Here is a 16,644-nt window from a genome sequence, read left to right on the forward strand (position 1 = left end):
GCGTCATGCCCAGTCCACGTGCAGGAGCGATGGATAGGATGAGAGAAACACGAGGAAGGGTGGGCCTCTGATGGAATGGCTCGTGCCGGTACTGATCATCGTCGGCGTGATTCTGCTGGTCGGAATCTATCTGTGGGCCACGTACAACTCCCTGGTGCAGTTGAACGTCCGCGTCGACGAGGCATGGAGCGGCATCACCGTCCAGCTCAAGCGTCGAGCGGATCTCATCCCCAACCTGATCGAGACCGTCAAGGGCTACGCCTCGCACGAGAAGGCCGTCTTCGAGAACGTCACACGTGCGCGCGCCGAGACGCTGTCCGCCAGCGGTCCCGGTGCCGCCGGTATCGCCGAGGGGCACCTGCAGCAGGCTCTGCGCAGCCTGTTCGCCGTCGCCGAGGCGTACCCGCAGCTGCAGGCCAGTACGAACTTCCTGCAGGTGCAGCAGGCTCTCGTCGACACCGAAGACAAGATCCAGGCTGCCCGGCGTTTCTACAACGGCGGTGTGCGCGAGCTCAACACCAAGATCAAGGTGTTCCCGAACAACCTCTTCGCCAAGGGGCTGGGCTTCACCGAGCGCGAGTTCTTCGAGGTCGCCGACAGCGGCGCGATCTCGGAGCCGCCGCGCGTCCAGTTCTGATCGCGCCCCGCTTCCTGCTCCTTGCATGACCCTCACCACACGGTGAGGGTCGTCTCGTTGCCGGCGAACGACACCTCGCCGTGTACCGCCCAGTTCTCGCTGCGATAGGTGGTCGTGCGCTCAGTGCCGTCGTGAGCGGTGCCGGTCAGCGTCGCGACGAGCTCTCCTCCGCTCGCGGTGAAGCTCGTGCCGTCGTCGGCGAGCACCACGGTCGGCAGCGTCTCGATGCGGAAGGCGACGTCGTCGACCGCGCGGAGTTCGGTCCCCCACGGGATCCGGACGCCGCAGCCGTCAGACGGAAGGGCCGTCTCGGCCTCGCACTCCTGGAGGAGCTCGTCGAGTCGTTGCTGCACGGCATCCGTCGCGTCGGGCCGGAACGACGCCTCGATCGCGGTCTCGTCCGTCGCGCCCGGAAGGGCCACGACGCCGATCGACCCCGACAGGTATGCCGCGGGCGCGACCGCGACCGTGTAGGCGGCGGGGAGGAGGGAGAGCGGCTCGGAAGTCTCGAACACCGCTTCTCCGATCGAGACGGCCGTGCCCACGGTCTGCGAGACGGTCACGGCGGCCAGACCGGAGTCATCGGGGATCCAGCGCCCGTCGCTACGGGCGAGCGTGAGGACTGCTTCGTGCGCGGCGTCGCCCAGCACGAAGGAAACGCGCGCCGTCGCTTGCGATCCCGTCTCGTCGACCGAGGTCACGGTGGCATCCGAGACGAGCGACTCCGCGCTGTCGAACGCCAGCAATGCCTCGTCCGAGACGACGATCCCGGTGGCCTCGACCGCCGAGCGCTCGCCGGATTCGAGCGCCCTCAGATACGCCTCCGCCGCATTCTCGGCGGAGTCCGACCGTGAGGACGACTGCCAGATGATGAGGCCCGCGACGACGAGAAGCACGACGGCGGCTGCGGCGATGACCCACCCCCACACCCGCTTGCTTCGGCGCCGTGCGCCTGCATGCTGATCCGTCGCGCGGTGATCGCTCATCCGGCGGCCTCCCGAAGGTGCACGTGTCTGCGCACGACGCCGCCGAGGGCGTGCAGTGCACCGTGAATCGCGTCGGCGGCGTCTCCCCAGCCCGACACCGAGACGTGCTCGAGGCCCTGCCAGGAGGCCGCGAGAGCGAGCTCGCGGGCGATCGGTTCGGCATCCTCGGGCCGGGCCTGCGGCTCCCACCAGGCCGACTGCACCTGCAGGGTCGACGACGAGCGGTCGGCCTTGAGGTCGACACGGGCGACGATGCGGTCGCCGACGAGGACGGGCAGCGAGTAGTAGCCGTAGCGACGTTTCTCGGCCGGGACGTAGATCTCGATGCGGTAGTCGAGGTCGAACGTGCGCAGCGCACGATCGCGGAACCATACGACGGGATCGAACGGGGTGAGCAGCGCCGCCGCTCCGACGGTGCGGGGGAGGACGCTGTCGCGATGCCGCCATGCCGGGAGGGGGCGGCCGCCGCGCTCCCACCCGCGCACCTGCACGGGGACGAGCTCCCCGTCATCCGTGAGGTCGGCGATCGCCTGGGACACCGCGGCGCGATCGCGGATGCGGTAGTAGTCGGCGAGGTCGGACTGCGTCGCGAGGCCCGACGAACGGGCGGCACGGCGCACGAGTTCACGGATCGCCTCGGCGCGGGGAACCGTTCGGGCTCGCACCTCGGCCGGGATCACGTGCTCGGCGAGCGCGTAGGTGCGCTCGAATCCCCTCCGGCCGCTGATCGCGACGTCGCCCGTGCGCCACATGTGTTCGAGAGCGAGCTTGACGTCGTCCCAGTCCCACCAGGTGCCGCGCTCGCGGGGAGCGTCGTCACGCAGATCCACCGGGCGCAACGGGCCGCGCCTGCTCATTTCGTCGCGCACCCAGGCCAGGGTGCGGGCGTTCTGACTCGTCCAGGAGTCTTCGCCGGACCAGCGACGGCGGAAGTCGTCCATGCGGAACTGCCAGAGCGGCCAGTCCTCGACCGGGATGAACGTCGCCTCGTGGGCGAGGTACTCGACGTAGTGCGTCGTGCGCGACAGGAACACCCGGTCGAGGAGGGCCGGATCGTAGGCTCCCAGGCGCGAGAACAGGGGCATGTAGTGCGAGCGTGCGAAGACGTTGACGGAGTCGATCTGCAGTACGCCGAGCCGCTCCATCGCGCGGTGCACGTGCCGCGACGAGACCGCGGCCGGGCGTGCGCGGGTGAACCCCTGAGCGGCGAGGGCGATGCGTCGCGCCTGGGTGGCGCTGAGGGTTTCGGTCACGTCGGAAAGCGTAGCCTCGGCCGCCGACATCGCGAACGTGTCGCCCGGTGTCGAAGGATGCTCCTGACGGCATACGGCCTCGCCGTAGACTTGGGCGATGAGCGACGAGCAGCGACCGCGGTTGAGGGATCTCCTGCGTCCGCGTCCGGTCTCGACAGAGCGGACGGTGACGACCGAGGCGGAAGAGGCCGTGCCGCTCCCGCTCCGGATCACCGCCGGCTACGCGTGGCGCCTCCTGCTGATCGCCGCAGTGGTCGCCGGGTTCATCTGGATCGTCATCCAGCTCAAGCTGCTCGTCATCCCGCTGATGGTCGGCATCCTCATCACGGCTCTGCTGTGGCCCGCGTTCGAGTGGATGCTACGGCACCGGTTCCCCCGATGGCTCGCCGTCGCCGTCTCGATCCTGGGCACGATCGCGATCGTCACCACGCTGATGTGGCTCGTGGTCTGGCAGATCCGCGCCCAGCTCCCCGACGTCCAGGAGCGCACGGGAGCGGCGATCGAGCAGTTCCGTCAGTTCCTCCTCGAGGGCCCACTGCACCTGACCGAGAAGCAGATCCAGGGATACATCGACCAGGGCTTCGCGCTCCTCAACGAGCAGGCCCAGTTGCTGTTCAACGGCGCGCTCGCGGTCGGCACCACGGCCGCGCACGTCGTCACCGGCGCGGTGCTGTCGCTGTTCATCCTCATCTGCCTGCTGGCCGACGGCGCCGGTATCTGGCGCTGGACGCTCCGACTCTTCCCGCGCAAGGCCCGTCCCGCCGCCGACAGCGCCGCCCGCAACGGCTGGTCGACGATCATCAACTACGCGCGCACGCAGCTGCTCGTCGCCGCGATCGACGCGGTCGGCATCGGCACCGGCGCCGCCCTCCTCGGCGTGCCCCTCGCGCTCCCGGTGGCCGTGCTCGTCTTCCTCGGCTCGTTCATCCCGATCGTCGGTGCCGTCGTCACCGGCGCGATCGCGGTGCTGCTCGCCCTCGTCTACAACGGCCCGTGGATCGCGCTGGCGATGCTCATCGTCGTGCTCGGGGTCCAGCAGCTCGAGGGCCACGTCCTGCAGCCGATCCTCATGGGGTCCGCCGTGAAGGTGCACCCGCTCGCGGTCGTGCTGGTCGTGGCCGGAGGATCCATGATCGGTGGCATCCCGGGCGCGCTGTTCGCCGTGCCCCTGGCCGCATTCGTGAACGTGGCCGCCGTGACCGTCAGTACCGGGTCGTGGCGCACCGGAGACCAACCAGACGCAGACTTGATCTGGAGCACAGTACCGCGACAGCGGAGACGGAGAAATCGATGAGCGCAGTCCCCAGCCTGACCGAGTTCGAGCACGCCGCTCAGAGTCTGGCTGAGGTGATCTCGCACACGCCGACCCTGCCCTCGCGCGCCCTGTCCGACATCCTCGGCGCCCCGGTCCTCCTCAAGATGGAGAACCTGCAGCGCACCGGATCGTTCAAGATCCGGGGCGCGGCCTACCGCCTCTCGCGGCTCAGCGCCGAGGAGCGCTCTCGCGGCGTGGTCGCGGCATCCGCGGGAAACCATGCGCAGGGCGTCGCGCTCGCCGCGCAGGCCCTCGGCATCCCGGCGACGATCTTCATGCCGCTGGGAGTGCCCGTGCCCAAGCTGCTCGCCACGCGTGGCTACGGCGCCGAGGTCGTGCTCGAGGGGGAGACCGTCGCCACGTCGCTGCGACTGGCCGCGGAGTTCGCCGAACGGACCGGCGCCGTGCTCATCCCGCCGTTCGACCACCGCGACGTGGTGATCGGTCAGGGCACGCTCGGCCTCGAACTGCTCGACGATGCTCCCGACGTCGACACGATCGTCCTCGGCATCGGCGGGGGAGGGCTCATCGCGGGTGTGGCCGCAGCGGTCAAGGCGCGCGCAGCCGAGCTCGGCCGCGAGGTGCGCATCATCGGAGTCCAGGCCGAGAACGCGGCAGCCGTGCCGCCATCGCTCGCAGCCGGCCGCCCGGTCGACATCGAGACGCGCCCCACGATCGCCGACGGCATCCTCGTGGCGCGGCCCGGTGCGATCCCCTTCGACATCATCCGGGACCTCGTCGACGAGGTCGTCACGGTCTCCGACGACGATCTCGCCCGCGCGATCCTCATCCTCCTCGAACAGGCGAAGGTCGTGGTCGAGCCCGCGGGCGCGGCGGGCGTCGCGGCGATCCTGGCGGGCAAGGTCGAGGCCACGGGCACCACGATGGCGGTGCTCTCGGGTGGCAACATCGACCCGCTCCTGCTGCAGCGCGTCGTCTCGCACGGTCTCGCGGCCTCCGGTCGCTACCTGACGATCCGCATCCCGCTGCCGGATCGGCCGGGCCAGCTCGCGCGAGTCTCCGAACTGATCGCCGAGGCCGGGGCGAACGTCATCGAGGCGATGCACACCCGTCACGGGCACGGTCTGCAGATCAGTGACGTGATCCTCGAACTCAGCGTCGAGACCCGCGGGCCCGAGCACTCCGGGCACACGCTCGACACGCTGCGGCGCGAGGGCTTCGAGCCCATCGTCGTCCCGGACTGACACGGTCCGTCGACCCGAAAGCAGAACGCCCCTCCGCCTGACGGCGCGAGGGGCGTTCTGCAGACTGAAGCGTCAGCCGGTGTAGGTCTCGACGTTGACGATCTCGACCGAGATCGAGCGGCCGTTCGGTGCCTCGTACGACGACTTCTCGCCGACCTTCAGGCCGAGGATGGCCTGGCCCAGCGGGCTGGCCTCGCTGTAGACGTCGAGGTCGCTGCCGACCGCGATCTCGCGGCTGCCGAGCAGGAAGACCTCTTCACCACCCGCGACGAGCGCCGTGACGACCGTCCCGGGCTCGACGACTCCGCGACTGGCCGGAGCCTCGCCGACCTTGGCGGTCTTGAGCAGGTTCTCGAGCGTGCGGATGCGCGCCTCCTGCTTGCCCTGCTCGTCCTTCGCGGCGTGGTAGCCGCCGTTCTCCTTGAGATCGCCCTCTTCGCGGGCGGCCTCGATGCGCTTCGCGATCTCGTCGCGGCCCGTGGTGGAGAGGTTCTCGAGCTCGGCGACGAGCCGGTCGTAGGCTTCCTGCGTGAGGAAGGGAACCTGAGCGTCCGTGGACATGACGAAGCTCCTTCTATCGGTATCGCTCCCGCTCGCGGCGGGGGATATGCCAAGACGCCCCGGCACTTGCCAGGGCGTCGTCGTTCTGCGTCGAGTCTAGGCGACCCAGCAGGTGTTCACCAAACCTGTCGTCGCCTCGGCGACGGTCGGGATGGTGGCGGCCAGGGCCTGAGCATGGCTGTCTCCGGCGGGGATCTCGACGACCTTCCACCCCACGACCCCGAACTCCTCGTCGAGCGCCTCGACGATGCACACCACGTCTTTGCCCTGCACGCCCGTGATCTGGAACCGCACGTCGACGCTGTGCTCGTCGACCAGGGTGTAACCCAGATCGTCGGCGTCGACCTGGTTCATCGACTGCGCCACGATGCCCCAGCCGTAGCCGCCCACGAGCAGGATCGCGACGATCCCGGCGATGATCCACGGGGTGCGCCGCCGACGGGTGCGGCCGTAGCGTTCGTCGAGCTGCTCTGGGGTCGTCACGTTGCAGGTCTCCCGATCGTTAGGCTGGTGATACCAGGTTATGCGACCTGCGTACGAAAGGCCGATTCATGCTCGCTCTGTCCGAGACCCCGATGCCGACGCCCACGATGACCGTCGACCCGGAGTCCGTCACCCCCGGCTTCGTCGGGTTCGCGGCGATCGTCGTCGTCCTGATCGCCGTCATCCTGCTGATCTGGGACATGAACCGCCGCATCCGCCGCGTGCGCTATCGCGAAGAGGTGCGCGACGAGCTCGATGCCGAAGAGGCGGCGCGCGCCGCCGATGAGGCGACCGAGACGGATGCCGACCTGCCGATCGTGCGCGAGGGCGACGACGGCCCCGCAGACGACGGCCCCGCAGCAGACGGTCCGCGCCCCGCCTGATAGATCAGGCGGGAACGCCGAGCGACGGCGACAGCGGCGCGAGGGTGATCAGCAGGCACGCCGTCCAGTGGCAGAGGAACGCCAGCACCGTGCACACGTGGAAGATCTCGTGGAAGCCGAAGTGGCCCGGCCACGGGTTCGGCTTCTTGAGCGCGTAGACGATCGCACCGCCCGTGTAGAGCAGCCCACCCACGATGACGAGCACCATCATCGCGACGTTCGCGTTGAGCAGGTCGACGATGTACATCACGGCGGCCCAGCCGAGCAGCAGGTAGAGCGCGACGTAGAGCCACCGCGGCGCGTTGATCCAGAACACCCGGAACAGGATGCCGAGCAGGGCACCGCCCCAGACGAGGAAGAGCAGCAACGTTCCCTTCTCCGGAGGGAGGGCGAGGGTCGCGAGTGGCGTGTAGGTGCCGGCGATCAACAGCAGGATGTTCGCGTGATCGATGCGCTTGAGCACGATCTTGGTGCGCGGTCCCCAATCGAAGCGGTGGTACACGGCGGAGTTGCCGAAGAGCAAGAGCGACGATGCCATGAATACGGCCGCGGCCCATTTGGCCGGCGCTCCCTGCGAGAGCACGATGAGCACCACGCCGGCGGCGATCGCCACGGGGAAGGTTCCGGCGTGGATCCATCCGCGCCAGGAGGGCTTCAGCTCGATCGCGGCGTCGGCCGCGGCGGCCTCCATCAGAGGAAGCTGGGGGAGGTCGGGTCCGGAGTCTTCGGGAGTGCTCACGTGCACACTCTATGCGGGGTGGCATTCCGCCTGCCGTACATGTCCACAGCATCCACCCCGGTGGCACAGGGGAGGACGCTGTAGCGTAGGAAGGTGATGTCAGGGGAGAACCAGGGGCGCGGGCCGCTGTACCGGCTCTACAGCAATCGGTTGCGCCGCCGCCTCGATCCGGCGTCCGTTCCGCACCACATCGCGATGATGATCGACGGCAACCGTCGGTGGGCGCGACAGCTCGGCTACGCCACGGCTGCGCACGGCCACCGTGCGGGCGCGATCAAGATGCGCGAGTTCCTCGGTTGGTGCGACGAGCTCGGCGTGCGCGTGGTCTCGCTGTATCTGCTCTCGAGCGACAACCTCCTCAAGCGCGACTCGGCCGAGCTCGCCGACCTGATCGAGATCATCGCCGACCTCGCCGACAGCCTGTCGCGGGAGGGGAACTGGCGCGTCCAGCACGTCGGGCGCTCCGACATCCTCCCGGCGGATCTCGCTCGCGTGCTCGCCGATGCCGAAGAGCGCACGAAGGATCACACGGGGCTCCACGTCAACCTGGCCGTCGGGTACGGCGGCCGCAACGAGATCGTCGACGCGGTGCGCAGCATCCTGATGACGCACGAGGCGTCCGGCGGCACGATGGAGGATCTTGCGGCGCAGCTCACGCCCGAGATGATCGGGGAGCACCTCTACACCGGGGGACAGCCGGATCCGGATCTCGTGATCCGCACGAGCGGCGAGCAGCGCCTCAGCGACTTCCTCCTGTGGCAGAGCGCGCACAGCGAGTTCTACTTCGTCGAGGCCCTCGGGCCGGATCTGCGCGAGGTCGATTTCCTCCGTGCGATGCGGGACTTCGCGGATCGGGACCGTCGCTTCGGTCGGTGACGAGCGGCCGGGCAGGTATCGTCGCGCCGACGGCGTCGTGCCAGACTTACTCGGTGAGCACCATCCACGACTACCTGGCCACGTTCGACGTCGAACCGGGGTATCTCAATTGGGCCGCGTTCGGGCCGCTGTCACCGTCGGTGCGCGAAGAGGTCTTCGCCGACGCCGACCTGCTCGGTAGCGGACGCCCCGCCTCGCTCGCGCTCGTCGCGGAACGCGTCGGGCAGGCTCGCGAGATCGTCGCCGACATCCTGCAGGCGGATGCCGAGGACGTGACGGTGCAGCCCTCGTCCACTCAGGGTCTCGCGCAGGCGCTCTACGGTGCACGGGGCGCGGTGATCGCCTCGACCGCCGAGTTCCCCAGCGTCAGCCTCACCCTCGACCGCGCGGCCGGGTTCTCCCAGGGTGCGCTCTCTCCTCGGTGGATCAGTCCGGCCGACGGCCGCGTGACCCCGGATGCCGTCGCGCAGGCGCTCGACGACGACGTGACCGCTCTCGCCGTGAGTCACGTCGATTTCCGCACCGGCTATCGAGCCGACCTCGCGGCGCTGCGCGAGACGATCGGCCCGGACCGGCTGCTCATCGTCGACGCCGTGCAGTCGTTCGGCGTCGTCGACACCGACTTCCGGGTGGCCGACGTTGTCGTGGGCCACGGTTACAAGTGGCTGCGGGCCGCCCGCGGGACCGGCTTCGCGTGGTTCTCGGCCCGGGCGCGCGAGCGCATCGTCCCCGTCTTGAGCGGGATCACCGGCACCGAGGGGGAGGGGCTCGCCGTCGACGAACGACCCTCGCCCACGGCATCCGCTCGTGCCTTCACCACCAGCGGCCCCGATACGCTCGCCGCCGGTCGTCTCGCCGTCGGCGCGCGCAGCGTGCGCGATGCCGGCATCGCCGAGATCGAGGAGCATCTCGCGAGCCGCGTCGACGCGATCATCGAGATCGCCGACCGCCACGGTATCGCCGTCGTCTCCCCGCGTGAACGCGAGCGCCGCGCAGGAATCGTCGCCCTCGCCCCGGAGGAACCGGCCCGCCTCGCCGCCGCCCTCGCCAACGCCGGAATCGTCGTGACCGCCCGCGGTTCGGCGGTTCGCGTCGCCCCGCACGCCGGTACCGACGACGAGACGATCCGGATGCTCGACGACGCGCTCGCCGGATTCGGCAACGAGACGTTCACCATCGCGTAACACTTCGCTGGCGTGTCGAGCCGCGGAAATGTCGGCGGCTGGTCGTACCTTCAAGGCATCGGGCATGGTGCCCGGTCGGGTCGGCCACAGGCAAACGACTCGTGACCCCCTGGTCGACTCGTTCGAATAGCCGGGATTCCCCGGGTCGGGAGTGGGTCGTGACCACACGTTCAGCGCAGCAGTCCACCAGCACCGCGCAGCAGTCCACCCGTCAGTCGGATCGACGGGCGTCGTCATCGGATCCGGATCAGGATCTCCGCACGTACGTCCTCGACACCTCGGTTCTGCTGAGCGATCCGCAGGCGTTCTTCCGATTCGCCGAGCACTCCGTCGTGCTCCCGGTGGTCGTGATAACCGAGCTCGAGGGCAAGCGGCACGACCCCGAGATCGGATATTTCGCCCGGCAGGCGCTCCGGCATCTCGACGACCTGCGCATCGAGCACGGTCGTCTCGACTTCCCGGTCGAGGTCGGGGAGGGCGGCACTCTCCGCGTCGAGCTCGCGAACACCGACTCCTCGGTGCTCCCCGCCGGCATCCGCCTGAGCGACAACGACACGCGCATCCTGTCTGTGGCGATGCACCTGGCCCAGGACGGCCAGGACGTCACGATCGTCTCGAAGGACCTGCCGATGCGGGTGAAGGCGGCGTCCCTCGGTCTCCGGGCGGAGGAGTACCTCGCCGAGCAGGCGATCGACTCGGGCTGGACCGGCATCTCGACGCTGAATCTCTCGGGCGACGACATCAGCGACCTCTACGAGAGCGAGGTCGGCATCAGTGAGGACGCACGCGGGCTTCCCGTGAACACGGGCCTCATCATCCACTCCGAGCGGGGCTCCGCCCTCGGGCGGGTGACCGGAGAGGGCGAGTACAAGCTGGTCCGCGGCGACCGCGACATCTTCGGGATGCACGGACGATCCGCCGAGCAGCGGATCGCGATCGATCTGCTCACCGACCCGGACGTCGGTATCGTGTCGCTGGGTGGTCGTGCCGGCACCGGAAAGTCGGCCCTGGCGCTGTGCGCGGGACTCGAAGCCGTGCTGGAGCGGCAGCAGCAGAAGAAGATCATCGTCTTCCGTCCGCTGTTCGCCGTCGGCGGGCAGGAGCTCGGGTATCTCCCGGGCGACCAGGGGGAGAAGATGGGGCCGTGGGGCCAGGCGGTCTTCGACACCCTCGGGTCCGTCGTCTCGGGCAACGTGATGGAGGAGGTCGTCGAACGAGGGCTGCTCGAGGTCCTTCCCCTCACGCACATCCGCGGTCGCTCGCTGCACGACGCCTTCGTGATCGTCGACGAGGCGCAGTCCCTCGAACGCAACGTCCTCCTCACGGTGCTCAGCCGCATGGGCCAGAACTCGCGGGTGGTGCTCACGCACGACGTCGGACAGCGCGACAACCTCCGCGTCGGACGACACGACGGCATCGCCAGCGTGATCGAGACCCTGAAGGGACACGATCTGTTCGCCCATGTCACGCTCATGCGTTCCGAACGCTCCGCGATCGCGGCGCTGGTCACCGAGCTGCTGGAGGGCGGCGAACTGAGCTAGCAGTCCTCCCCGTCCGCGCAGGAAGACGAGAACGCCGGCCCCGCGAGGGACCGGCGTTCTCGTGCGGGCGGGCGGTTCAGCCCGCGTGGGTCATGGACAGCAGGTCGAGCTTCTCGTCGAGCTGCTCGAGCGTCAGGTCGCCGCGCTCGACGTAGCCGAGATCGATCACGGCGTCGCGCACCGTGATGCCCTGGGCGACCGCGTGCTTGGCGATCTTGGCGGCGGCCTCGTAGCCGATCAGCTTGTTCAGCGGCGTCACGATCGACGGGCTCATGCCGGCGAACGCGGCGGCACGGTCGAGGTTGGCCTGCAGGCCGTCGATCGTCTTGTCGGCCAGCACGCGCGAGGCGTTGGAGAGCAGGCGGATCGACTCGAGCAGGGCCGTGCCCATGACGGGGATCGCGACGTTGAGCTCGAACGAGCCGGAGGCGCCGGCCCAGGCGACGGTCGCGTCGTTGCCGATCACGCGCGCGCACACCATCAGCACGGCCTCCGGGACGACCGGGTTGACCTTGCCGGGCATGATCGACGAGCCGGGCTGCAGATCGGGGATGTGCAGCTCTCCGAGGCCCGTGTTCGGGCCGGAGCCCATCCAGCGCAGGTCGTTGTTGATCTTCGTCAGCGAGACGGCGATGGTGCGCAGAGCACCGGATGCCTCGACGAGGCCGTCGCGGTTGGCCTGCGCCTCGAAGTGGTCCTTCGCCTCGGTGATCGGCAGTTCGGTCTCGGCAGCGAGCAGCGCGATGACCTTCTGCGGGAAGCCGAGCGGGGTGTTGATGCCGGTGCCGGTGGCGGTGCCGCCGAGGGGGACCTCCGCGACGCGGGGGAGCGCCGACTGCACGCGTTCGATGCCGAGACGCACCTGACGGGCGTACCCGCCGAACTCCTGGCCGAGCGTGACCGGGGTCGCATCCATGAGGTGGGTGCGGCCGGACTTCACGGCGTCCTTCCACAGCTCGGCCTTCGCCTCGAGCGCCACGGCGAGGTGGTCGAGCGAGGGGATGAGCGTGTCGATGAGCGCCTGGGTCACCGCGATGTGCACCGAGGTCGGGAAGACGTCGTTCGACGACTGCGAGGCGTTGACGTGGTCGTTGGGGTGCACGTCCGCGCCGAGGATGCGCGTCGCCAGCGTCGCGAGCACCTCGTTCATGTTCATGTTCGACGACGTGCCCGAGCCGGTCTGGTACGTGTCGACCGGGAACTCGCCGTCGTGGGCGCCGGTGGCGACCTGGTCGGCCGCCTGCGCGATCGCGTCGGCGATGGCGCCGTCGAGCGTGCCGAGCTCCTTGTTGGCGAGTGCTGCGGCCTTCTTGATCCGGGCGAGGGCTGCGATCTGCGTCGACTCCAGCCCCTTGCCCGAGATCGGGAAGTTCTCGACGGCGCGCTGCGTCTGCGCTCCGTAGAGCGCGTTCACGGGCACCCGCACTTCACCCATGGTGTCGTGCTCGATGCGGTACTCGGTGTCGGTCATTCCGATCCCTCCTGCGTTTCGGGGTCGATCCCCACGGTGATGACGGGCACGGCCGTGCCCTCGGCCAGACGGTAGTTGGCGCCGACGATTCCGAGGCGACCCTCCGCGACGGCATTGCTGATGATCTCGGACGACTGCAGCAGGTCGGCGACGGTGTTGCGCAGGTGCTCCTGCCCGACGAGCTCGGCGTCGATCTCGGCGACCGTCGTGCCGCCGCTCTCGGCGAGCACCTTGCGGGCAGCGGGGACGATCGGCGCGATGAGCTTCCAGATGTGCGGGGGGACGGGGGCCGCGTCGATCGCGGTACCGTCGATCGCGGCGCGCACGGCACCGCAGGAGTCGTGCGCCAGAACGACGATGAGAGGAACGCCCAGCACGGCCACCGCGTACTCGAGGCTCGCGACGATCGACTCGCCGATCACCTGGCCGGCGTTGCGCACGACGAACAGGTCGCCGAGTCCGAGGTCGAAGATGATCTCGGCGGCGAGACGCGAGTCCGAGCAGCCGAACAGCGTGGCGACCGGGTTCTGCGCCTCGGCGAGGTTCTTGCGGCGGGCGACGTCCTGATTCGGATGCCGCGGCTCCTCGTTCACGAAACGGCGGTTGCCGTCGAGCATCTGCTTCCAGGCTGCGGCGGGAGTCAGGTCGTGCGTCATGAGGCCTCCGAGAGGGTGCGGATCTGGGGAGTGAGCGATGCGGCGAGTTCGGCGGTGGAATCGGCCGACCGTGATCCGTACAGCAGCACGTAGTCGTCGCCGGCCTGCGTGCCGAGGGCGTACGAGATGTTCGAGGCCGAGTCGCCGGGGGAGAAGACGTCCCACTCGATGCCGTCGATCGTGACGGTGTCGGTGGGAGCGGTTCCCTCGAGGCGCTGCGGCGCCCACCGGGAATCGGCATCGAAGGCCTGGGCGACCTTGATGAACCCGCGCTCGTCGTCGGCGGCCGGGGCGAGCGTGATGTCCCACACGACGGTGGCGCCGCTCTGCAGCTCGGCGGCGTTGACGCGCCAGAAGTCGCCGAGCTCCGGCACGATCACGGCGCTGTCCATCGTGTTCTCGACGTCGGCGGCGATACCGGTGAGGTCGACCGACGGAGTGGATGCCGGCTCACCGCGCGGAACGGCGAAGATGATCACGGCCAGCACGGCGAGCGTCGCGAGCAGAGCTGCGATGAGGCTGCGCACGGTCTGACTCGACCGGTAGGCCTTGCTGGATGCGGCCTTGCGGGCGGCGGTCTCCTCCGGGGTCTCGGGGCGTCCGAGCTCCGCGACGATGGGAGCGGGCTTGTTCATCGCTCGTCTCCGTCGTCGGCGGCGGCGCGGGCGGCCTCGAGTCGGCGCTTCGCGCCGAGCAGCCACTCTTCGCAGCGGGCGGCCAAGGCTTCGCCTCGCTCCCAGAGGGCCAACGACTGCTCGAGAGTCGGCGCACCCTGTTCGAGCTCCGCCACGACGGTGACCAGCTCGTCACGAGCGGCCTCGAACGTCAGCGTCTCGACAGGGGTATCGTTCAGCGCGCTCACTCCTCCATCCTACGGCGTGCTGTCGTGATCGGTGAGCGGCTGCCGGCCGCGCGGGATCAGGAGGCCTCGGCGATCTCGCCCTCGGACCGGGCGGCCACCGACCCTCGATCGACGGTGATGGTCAGGGCGCTGCCGGCCGGGGCATCCGCCGCATCGCGCAGGATCACACCGCCCTCGAGGTGCGCGATCGCATAGCCGCGCGCGAGGGTCGCCGCCGGCGACAGCGCGCGCAGGGATGCCCGCAGTTCGCTCGTGCGGCGACCGGCGGCATCGAGGTGACGGGTGAGGGTGTCACGACCGCGCGAGACGAGCAGCCACAGCTCCTGCGAGCGGGAGTCGATGATCGGATCGGGGGAGCGGAGCACCGGGCGCGACCGCAGTTGTTCCAATTGTGCGATGTCGTGCGACAGCCGCTGGGCGAGCCGCGTGGTCGCGCGGGAGCGGAGTTGGCCGATCAGCGCGCGCTGCTCGCCGACGTCGGGAACGACCCGCTTCGCGGCATCCGTCGGCGTCGAGGCGCGCAGGTCGGCGACGTCATCGAGCAGGGGATGGTCGTTCTCGTGCCCGATCGCGCTCACGACCGGGGTGGATGCCGCGGCGACCGCCCGCACCAGACGCTCGTCGCTGAAGCCGAGCAGGGTCTGCGGGTCCCCGCCGCCGCGGGCGATGATGATCACGTCGACGTCCGGGTCCGCGTCGAGTCGGGCGAGGGCGGCGAGCGTGTCGGGCACGCATCGGTCTCCCTGCACCGCCGCGTACTCGGTGCGGAAGCGCACCTGCGGCCAGCGCAGCTCGGCGTTGCGGTGCACGTCTTTCTCGGCATCCGATCTCTCGCCCGTGATCAGTCCGATGACGTGGGGGAGGAAGGGGAGTCGTTTCTTGCGCGACGGGTCGAAGAGCCCTTCCTGCCGCAGCTGGGCGCGCAGCTTTTCGAGTCGCTCGAGTTGATCGCCGAGGCCGACGTGCTTCATCGCGGAGACGGTGAAGCTGAAGTCGCCGGCCTTGACGAAGTAATCGGCCTTGACCGCGGCGACGACGTGATCGCCGACGGCGAGGTCGGACGGGATACGCCCGCGGACGCTCGACCACACGCGGATCGAGATCTGCGCATCGGACTGGACGTCCTTGAGGCGTGCGAAGACGTTGCCGCCGCGCACGTTCCACGAGGTGATCTCGCCCTCGACCCAGACCGTGTTCCAACGGGCGACGAAGTCCCGGATGGTGGCGTTCAGGCGCGCGACCGAGGTCGGGGCATCCGCCGTCGAGTCGCGGGGCGCGACGGCATCCGCCGGAGGGGTCTCGCCGGGGCCGGCGGCTGCTTCGAAGACCGTCATCTGCTCTCGTCCCTGGGGGTTGTCGTGCGGGGAGGATTCCCGGCTTTCTCAGGGTCGACGCCGGTAGAATCGCCGGGTGACCTCGACTGCCGTGCATCTCCCCGTCCCTCGCCTCCCACGCGTGCGTGCGGCGGCCGGGCGGCTTCAGGATAACGCGGTCGCCGGACGCAAGCGTGTGCTGCTCGCCGCGCCGCGCGGATACTGCGCCGGTGTCGATCGTGCCGTCGTCGCCGTCGAGAAGGCGCTCGAGCGCTACGGGGCGCCGGTGTACGTGCGCAAGCAGATCGTGCACAACATCCACGTCGTCAGTGAGCTCGAGGCGAAGGGCGCGATCTTCGTCGAGGAGGTCGACGAGATTCCAGCCGGAGCTCACGTGGTCTTCAGCGCGCACGGTGTCTCGCCGGCGGTCGTGAACGCGGCATCCGATCGCGGGCTGCACGCGATCGACGCGACCTGCCCCCTGGTCACCAAGGTGCACCGCGAGGCCGTGCGCTTCGCGCGCGACGACTTCGAGATCCTGCTGATCGGCCACGAGGGGCACGAAGAGGTCGAGGGCACCGCCGGCGAGGCACCCGATCACGTGACGATCGTCAACTCGCCCGACGAGGCCGACACGGTCGTCGTGAAAGACCCGAACAAGGTCGTCTGGCTGTCGCAGACCACCCTCTCGGTCGACGAGACGATGGAGACGGTCAACCGTCTGCGCACGCGCTTCCCCGAGTTGCACAACCCGCCGTCCGACGACATCTGCTACGCGACGCAGAACCGTCAGGTCGCGATCAAGAAGGTCGCCGTCGGTGCCGACCTCGTGATCGTCGTCGGATCGGCGAACTCCTCGAACAGCGTGCGACTGGTCGAGGTCGCCCTCGAGTACGGGGCCAAGGCCGCGTACCGCATCGACTACGCCGAGGAGATCCAGCAGGAGTGGCTCGACGGCGTCGAGACCGTCGGCGTGACGAGCGGAGCATCCGTGCCCGAGGTTCTCGTGCGCGAGGTGCTCGACGCGATCGGCGACGCCGGATACCGCGATGTCGAAGAGGTGAAGACGGCCGAGGAGGACCTCATGTTCTCGCTGCCGAAGGAATTGCGTCAGGACGCCTCGGGCAAGCGCGACGATCGGGCCCTCGGCGGACGCGCGTCCGGAGGAGGCGCATAGCG

At 69.3% G+C, this 16,644-nt stretch carries 18 protein-coding genes; 8 read left to right on the forward strand and 10 right to left on the reverse strand.

From position 1 onward, the window contains the following. The first annotated feature begins 70 nt into the window (after positions 1–70). Positions 71–637: a LemA family protein gene (locus tag ACFY9N_RS05125; protein ID WP_247623022.1), complete on the forward strand. Its 567-nt coding sequence runs from the start codon at positions 71–73 to the stop codon at positions 635–637. Between the two features lie 32 nt (positions 638–669). Here the strand turns inward: ACFY9N_RS05125 and ACFY9N_RS05130 are convergent, their stop codons facing one another. Continuing rightward, positions 670–1,623, reverse strand: coding sequence for a hypothetical protein (locus ACFY9N_RS05130; protein WP_391477234.1), 954 nt, complete (start codon positions 1,621–1,623; stop codon positions 670–672). After that, positions 1,620–2,876: a winged helix-turn-helix domain-containing protein gene (locus ACFY9N_RS05135; protein ID WP_391477236.1), complete on the reverse strand. Its 1,257-nt coding sequence runs from the start codon at positions 2,874–2,876 to the stop codon at positions 1,620–1,622. The genes ACFY9N_RS05130 and ACFY9N_RS05135 overlap by 4 nt, the downstream gene beginning before the upstream one ends. A gap of 97 nt (positions 2,877–2,973) precedes the next feature. Between ACFY9N_RS05135 and ACFY9N_RS05140 the strand changes: the two genes are divergently transcribed. Both ACFY9N_RS05140 and ilvA read left to right on the forward strand, forming a co-directional pair. Continuing rightward, positions 2,974–4,170 (forward strand): AI-2E family transporter, encoded by a 1,197-nt coding sequence (locus ACFY9N_RS05140; protein WP_391477238.1) that lies wholly within the window; start codon positions 2,974–2,976, stop codon positions 4,168–4,170. Beyond that, complete coding sequence (ilvA, locus tag ACFY9N_RS05145; protein WP_391477239.1) at positions 4,167–5,396, forward strand: threonine ammonia-lyase; 1,230 nt, start codon at positions 4,167–4,169, stop codon at positions 5,394–5,396. Before ACFY9N_RS05140 ends, ilvA begins: the two co-directional genes overlap by 4 nt. A gap of 72 nt (positions 5,397–5,468) precedes the next feature. Here ilvA and greA read toward each other — a convergent pair whose 3' ends face one another. Both greA and ACFY9N_RS05155 read right to left on the reverse strand, forming a co-directional pair. Beyond that, positions 5,469–5,957 (reverse strand): transcription elongation factor GreA, encoded by a 489-nt coding sequence (gene greA, locus ACFY9N_RS05150; protein WP_247623017.1) that lies wholly within the window; start codon positions 5,955–5,957, stop codon positions 5,469–5,471. 96 nt (positions 5,958–6,053) lie between these two features. Next, positions 6,054–6,440, reverse strand: coding sequence for a DUF4307 domain-containing protein (locus tag ACFY9N_RS05155; protein ID WP_391477240.1), 387 nt, complete (start codon positions 6,438–6,440; stop codon positions 6,054–6,056). 68 nt (positions 6,441–6,508) lie between these two features. Here ACFY9N_RS05155 and ACFY9N_RS05160 point away from each other — a divergent pair, with 68 nt between their 5' ends. Beyond that, positions 6,509–6,823, forward strand: coding sequence for a hypothetical protein (locus ACFY9N_RS05160; RefSeq protein WP_391477241.1), 315 nt, complete (start codon positions 6,509–6,511; stop codon positions 6,821–6,823). 4 nt (positions 6,824–6,827) lie between these two features. Here ACFY9N_RS05160 and ACFY9N_RS05165 read toward each other — a convergent pair whose 3' ends face one another. Next, entirely contained in the window at positions 6,828–7,514 is a 687-nt protein-coding gene (locus ACFY9N_RS05165) for a hemolysin III family protein (protein WP_391478454.1), read from the reverse strand. A gap of 144 nt (positions 7,515–7,658) precedes the next feature. Here ACFY9N_RS05165 and ACFY9N_RS05170 point away from each other — a divergent pair, with 144 nt between their 5' ends. From ACFY9N_RS05170 to ACFY9N_RS05180, 3 genes are all read left to right on the forward strand, one after another. Then, positions 7,659–8,438 (forward strand): isoprenyl transferase, encoded by a 780-nt coding sequence (locus tag ACFY9N_RS05170; RefSeq protein WP_391477242.1) that lies wholly within the window; start codon positions 7,659–7,661, stop codon positions 8,436–8,438. A gap of 53 nt (positions 8,439–8,491) precedes the next feature. After that, positions 8,492–9,622 (forward strand): aminotransferase class V-fold PLP-dependent enzyme, encoded by a 1,131-nt coding sequence (locus ACFY9N_RS05175; protein WP_391477244.1) that lies wholly within the window; start codon positions 8,492–8,494, stop codon positions 9,620–9,622. A 158-nt stretch (positions 9,623–9,780) separates the two neighbouring features. Further along, positions 9,781–11,163: a PhoH family protein gene (locus ACFY9N_RS05180; protein WP_391477245.1), complete on the forward strand. Its 1,383-nt coding sequence runs from the start codon at positions 9,781–9,783 to the stop codon at positions 11,161–11,163. A gap of 76 nt (positions 11,164–11,239) precedes the next feature. Here ACFY9N_RS05180 and ACFY9N_RS05185 read toward each other — a convergent pair whose 3' ends face one another. Genes ACFY9N_RS05185 through xseA form a run of 5 tightly spaced genes read right to left on the reverse strand, consistent with a single transcriptional unit; the run spans position 11,240 to position 15,486 of the window. Further along, complete coding sequence (locus tag ACFY9N_RS05185) at positions 11,240–12,634, reverse strand: class II fumarate hydratase (protein WP_391477246.1); 1,395 nt, start codon at positions 12,632–12,634, stop codon at positions 11,240–11,242. Further along, on the reverse strand, positions 12,631–13,290 hold the full coding sequence (locus ACFY9N_RS05190; protein WP_391477247.1) for a carbonic anhydrase: 660 nt from the start codon (positions 13,288–13,290) through the stop codon (positions 12,631–12,633). The genes ACFY9N_RS05185 and ACFY9N_RS05190 overlap by 4 nt, the downstream gene beginning before the upstream one ends. Continuing rightward, entirely contained in the window at positions 13,287–13,925 is a 639-nt protein-coding gene (locus ACFY9N_RS05195) for a DUF4245 family protein (protein WP_391477248.1), read from the reverse strand. Before ACFY9N_RS05195 ends, ACFY9N_RS05190 begins: the two co-directional genes overlap by 4 nt. After that, complete coding sequence (locus tag ACFY9N_RS05200; RefSeq protein WP_391477250.1) at positions 13,922–14,152, reverse strand: exodeoxyribonuclease VII small subunit; 231 nt, start codon at positions 14,150–14,152, stop codon at positions 13,922–13,924. Before ACFY9N_RS05200 ends, ACFY9N_RS05195 begins: the two co-directional genes overlap by 4 nt. A 56-nt stretch (positions 14,153–14,208) precedes the next feature. Next, positions 14,209–15,486, reverse strand: a complete 1,278-nt coding sequence (gene xseA / locus ACFY9N_RS05205) for an exodeoxyribonuclease VII large subunit (protein WP_391477251.1) — start codon at positions 15,484–15,486, stop codon at positions 14,209–14,211. A 76-nt stretch (positions 15,487–15,562) separates the two neighbouring features. On the opposite strand from xseA, the gene ACFY9N_RS05210 reads away from it, so the two are divergent. Further along, positions 15,563–16,642: a 4-hydroxy-3-methylbut-2-enyl diphosphate reductase gene (locus ACFY9N_RS05210; RefSeq protein WP_391477252.1), complete on the forward strand. Its 1,080-nt coding sequence runs from the start codon at positions 15,563–15,565 to the stop codon at positions 16,640–16,642. Positions 16,643–16,644 lie beyond the last annotated feature (2 nt).

Origin of the sequence: Microbacterium sp. NPDC008134 (genome assembly GCF_042957055.1) — a bacterium.
In the GTDB taxonomy this organism is placed as follows: domain Bacteria; phylum Actinomycetota; class Actinomycetes; order Actinomycetales; family Microbacteriaceae; genus Microbacterium.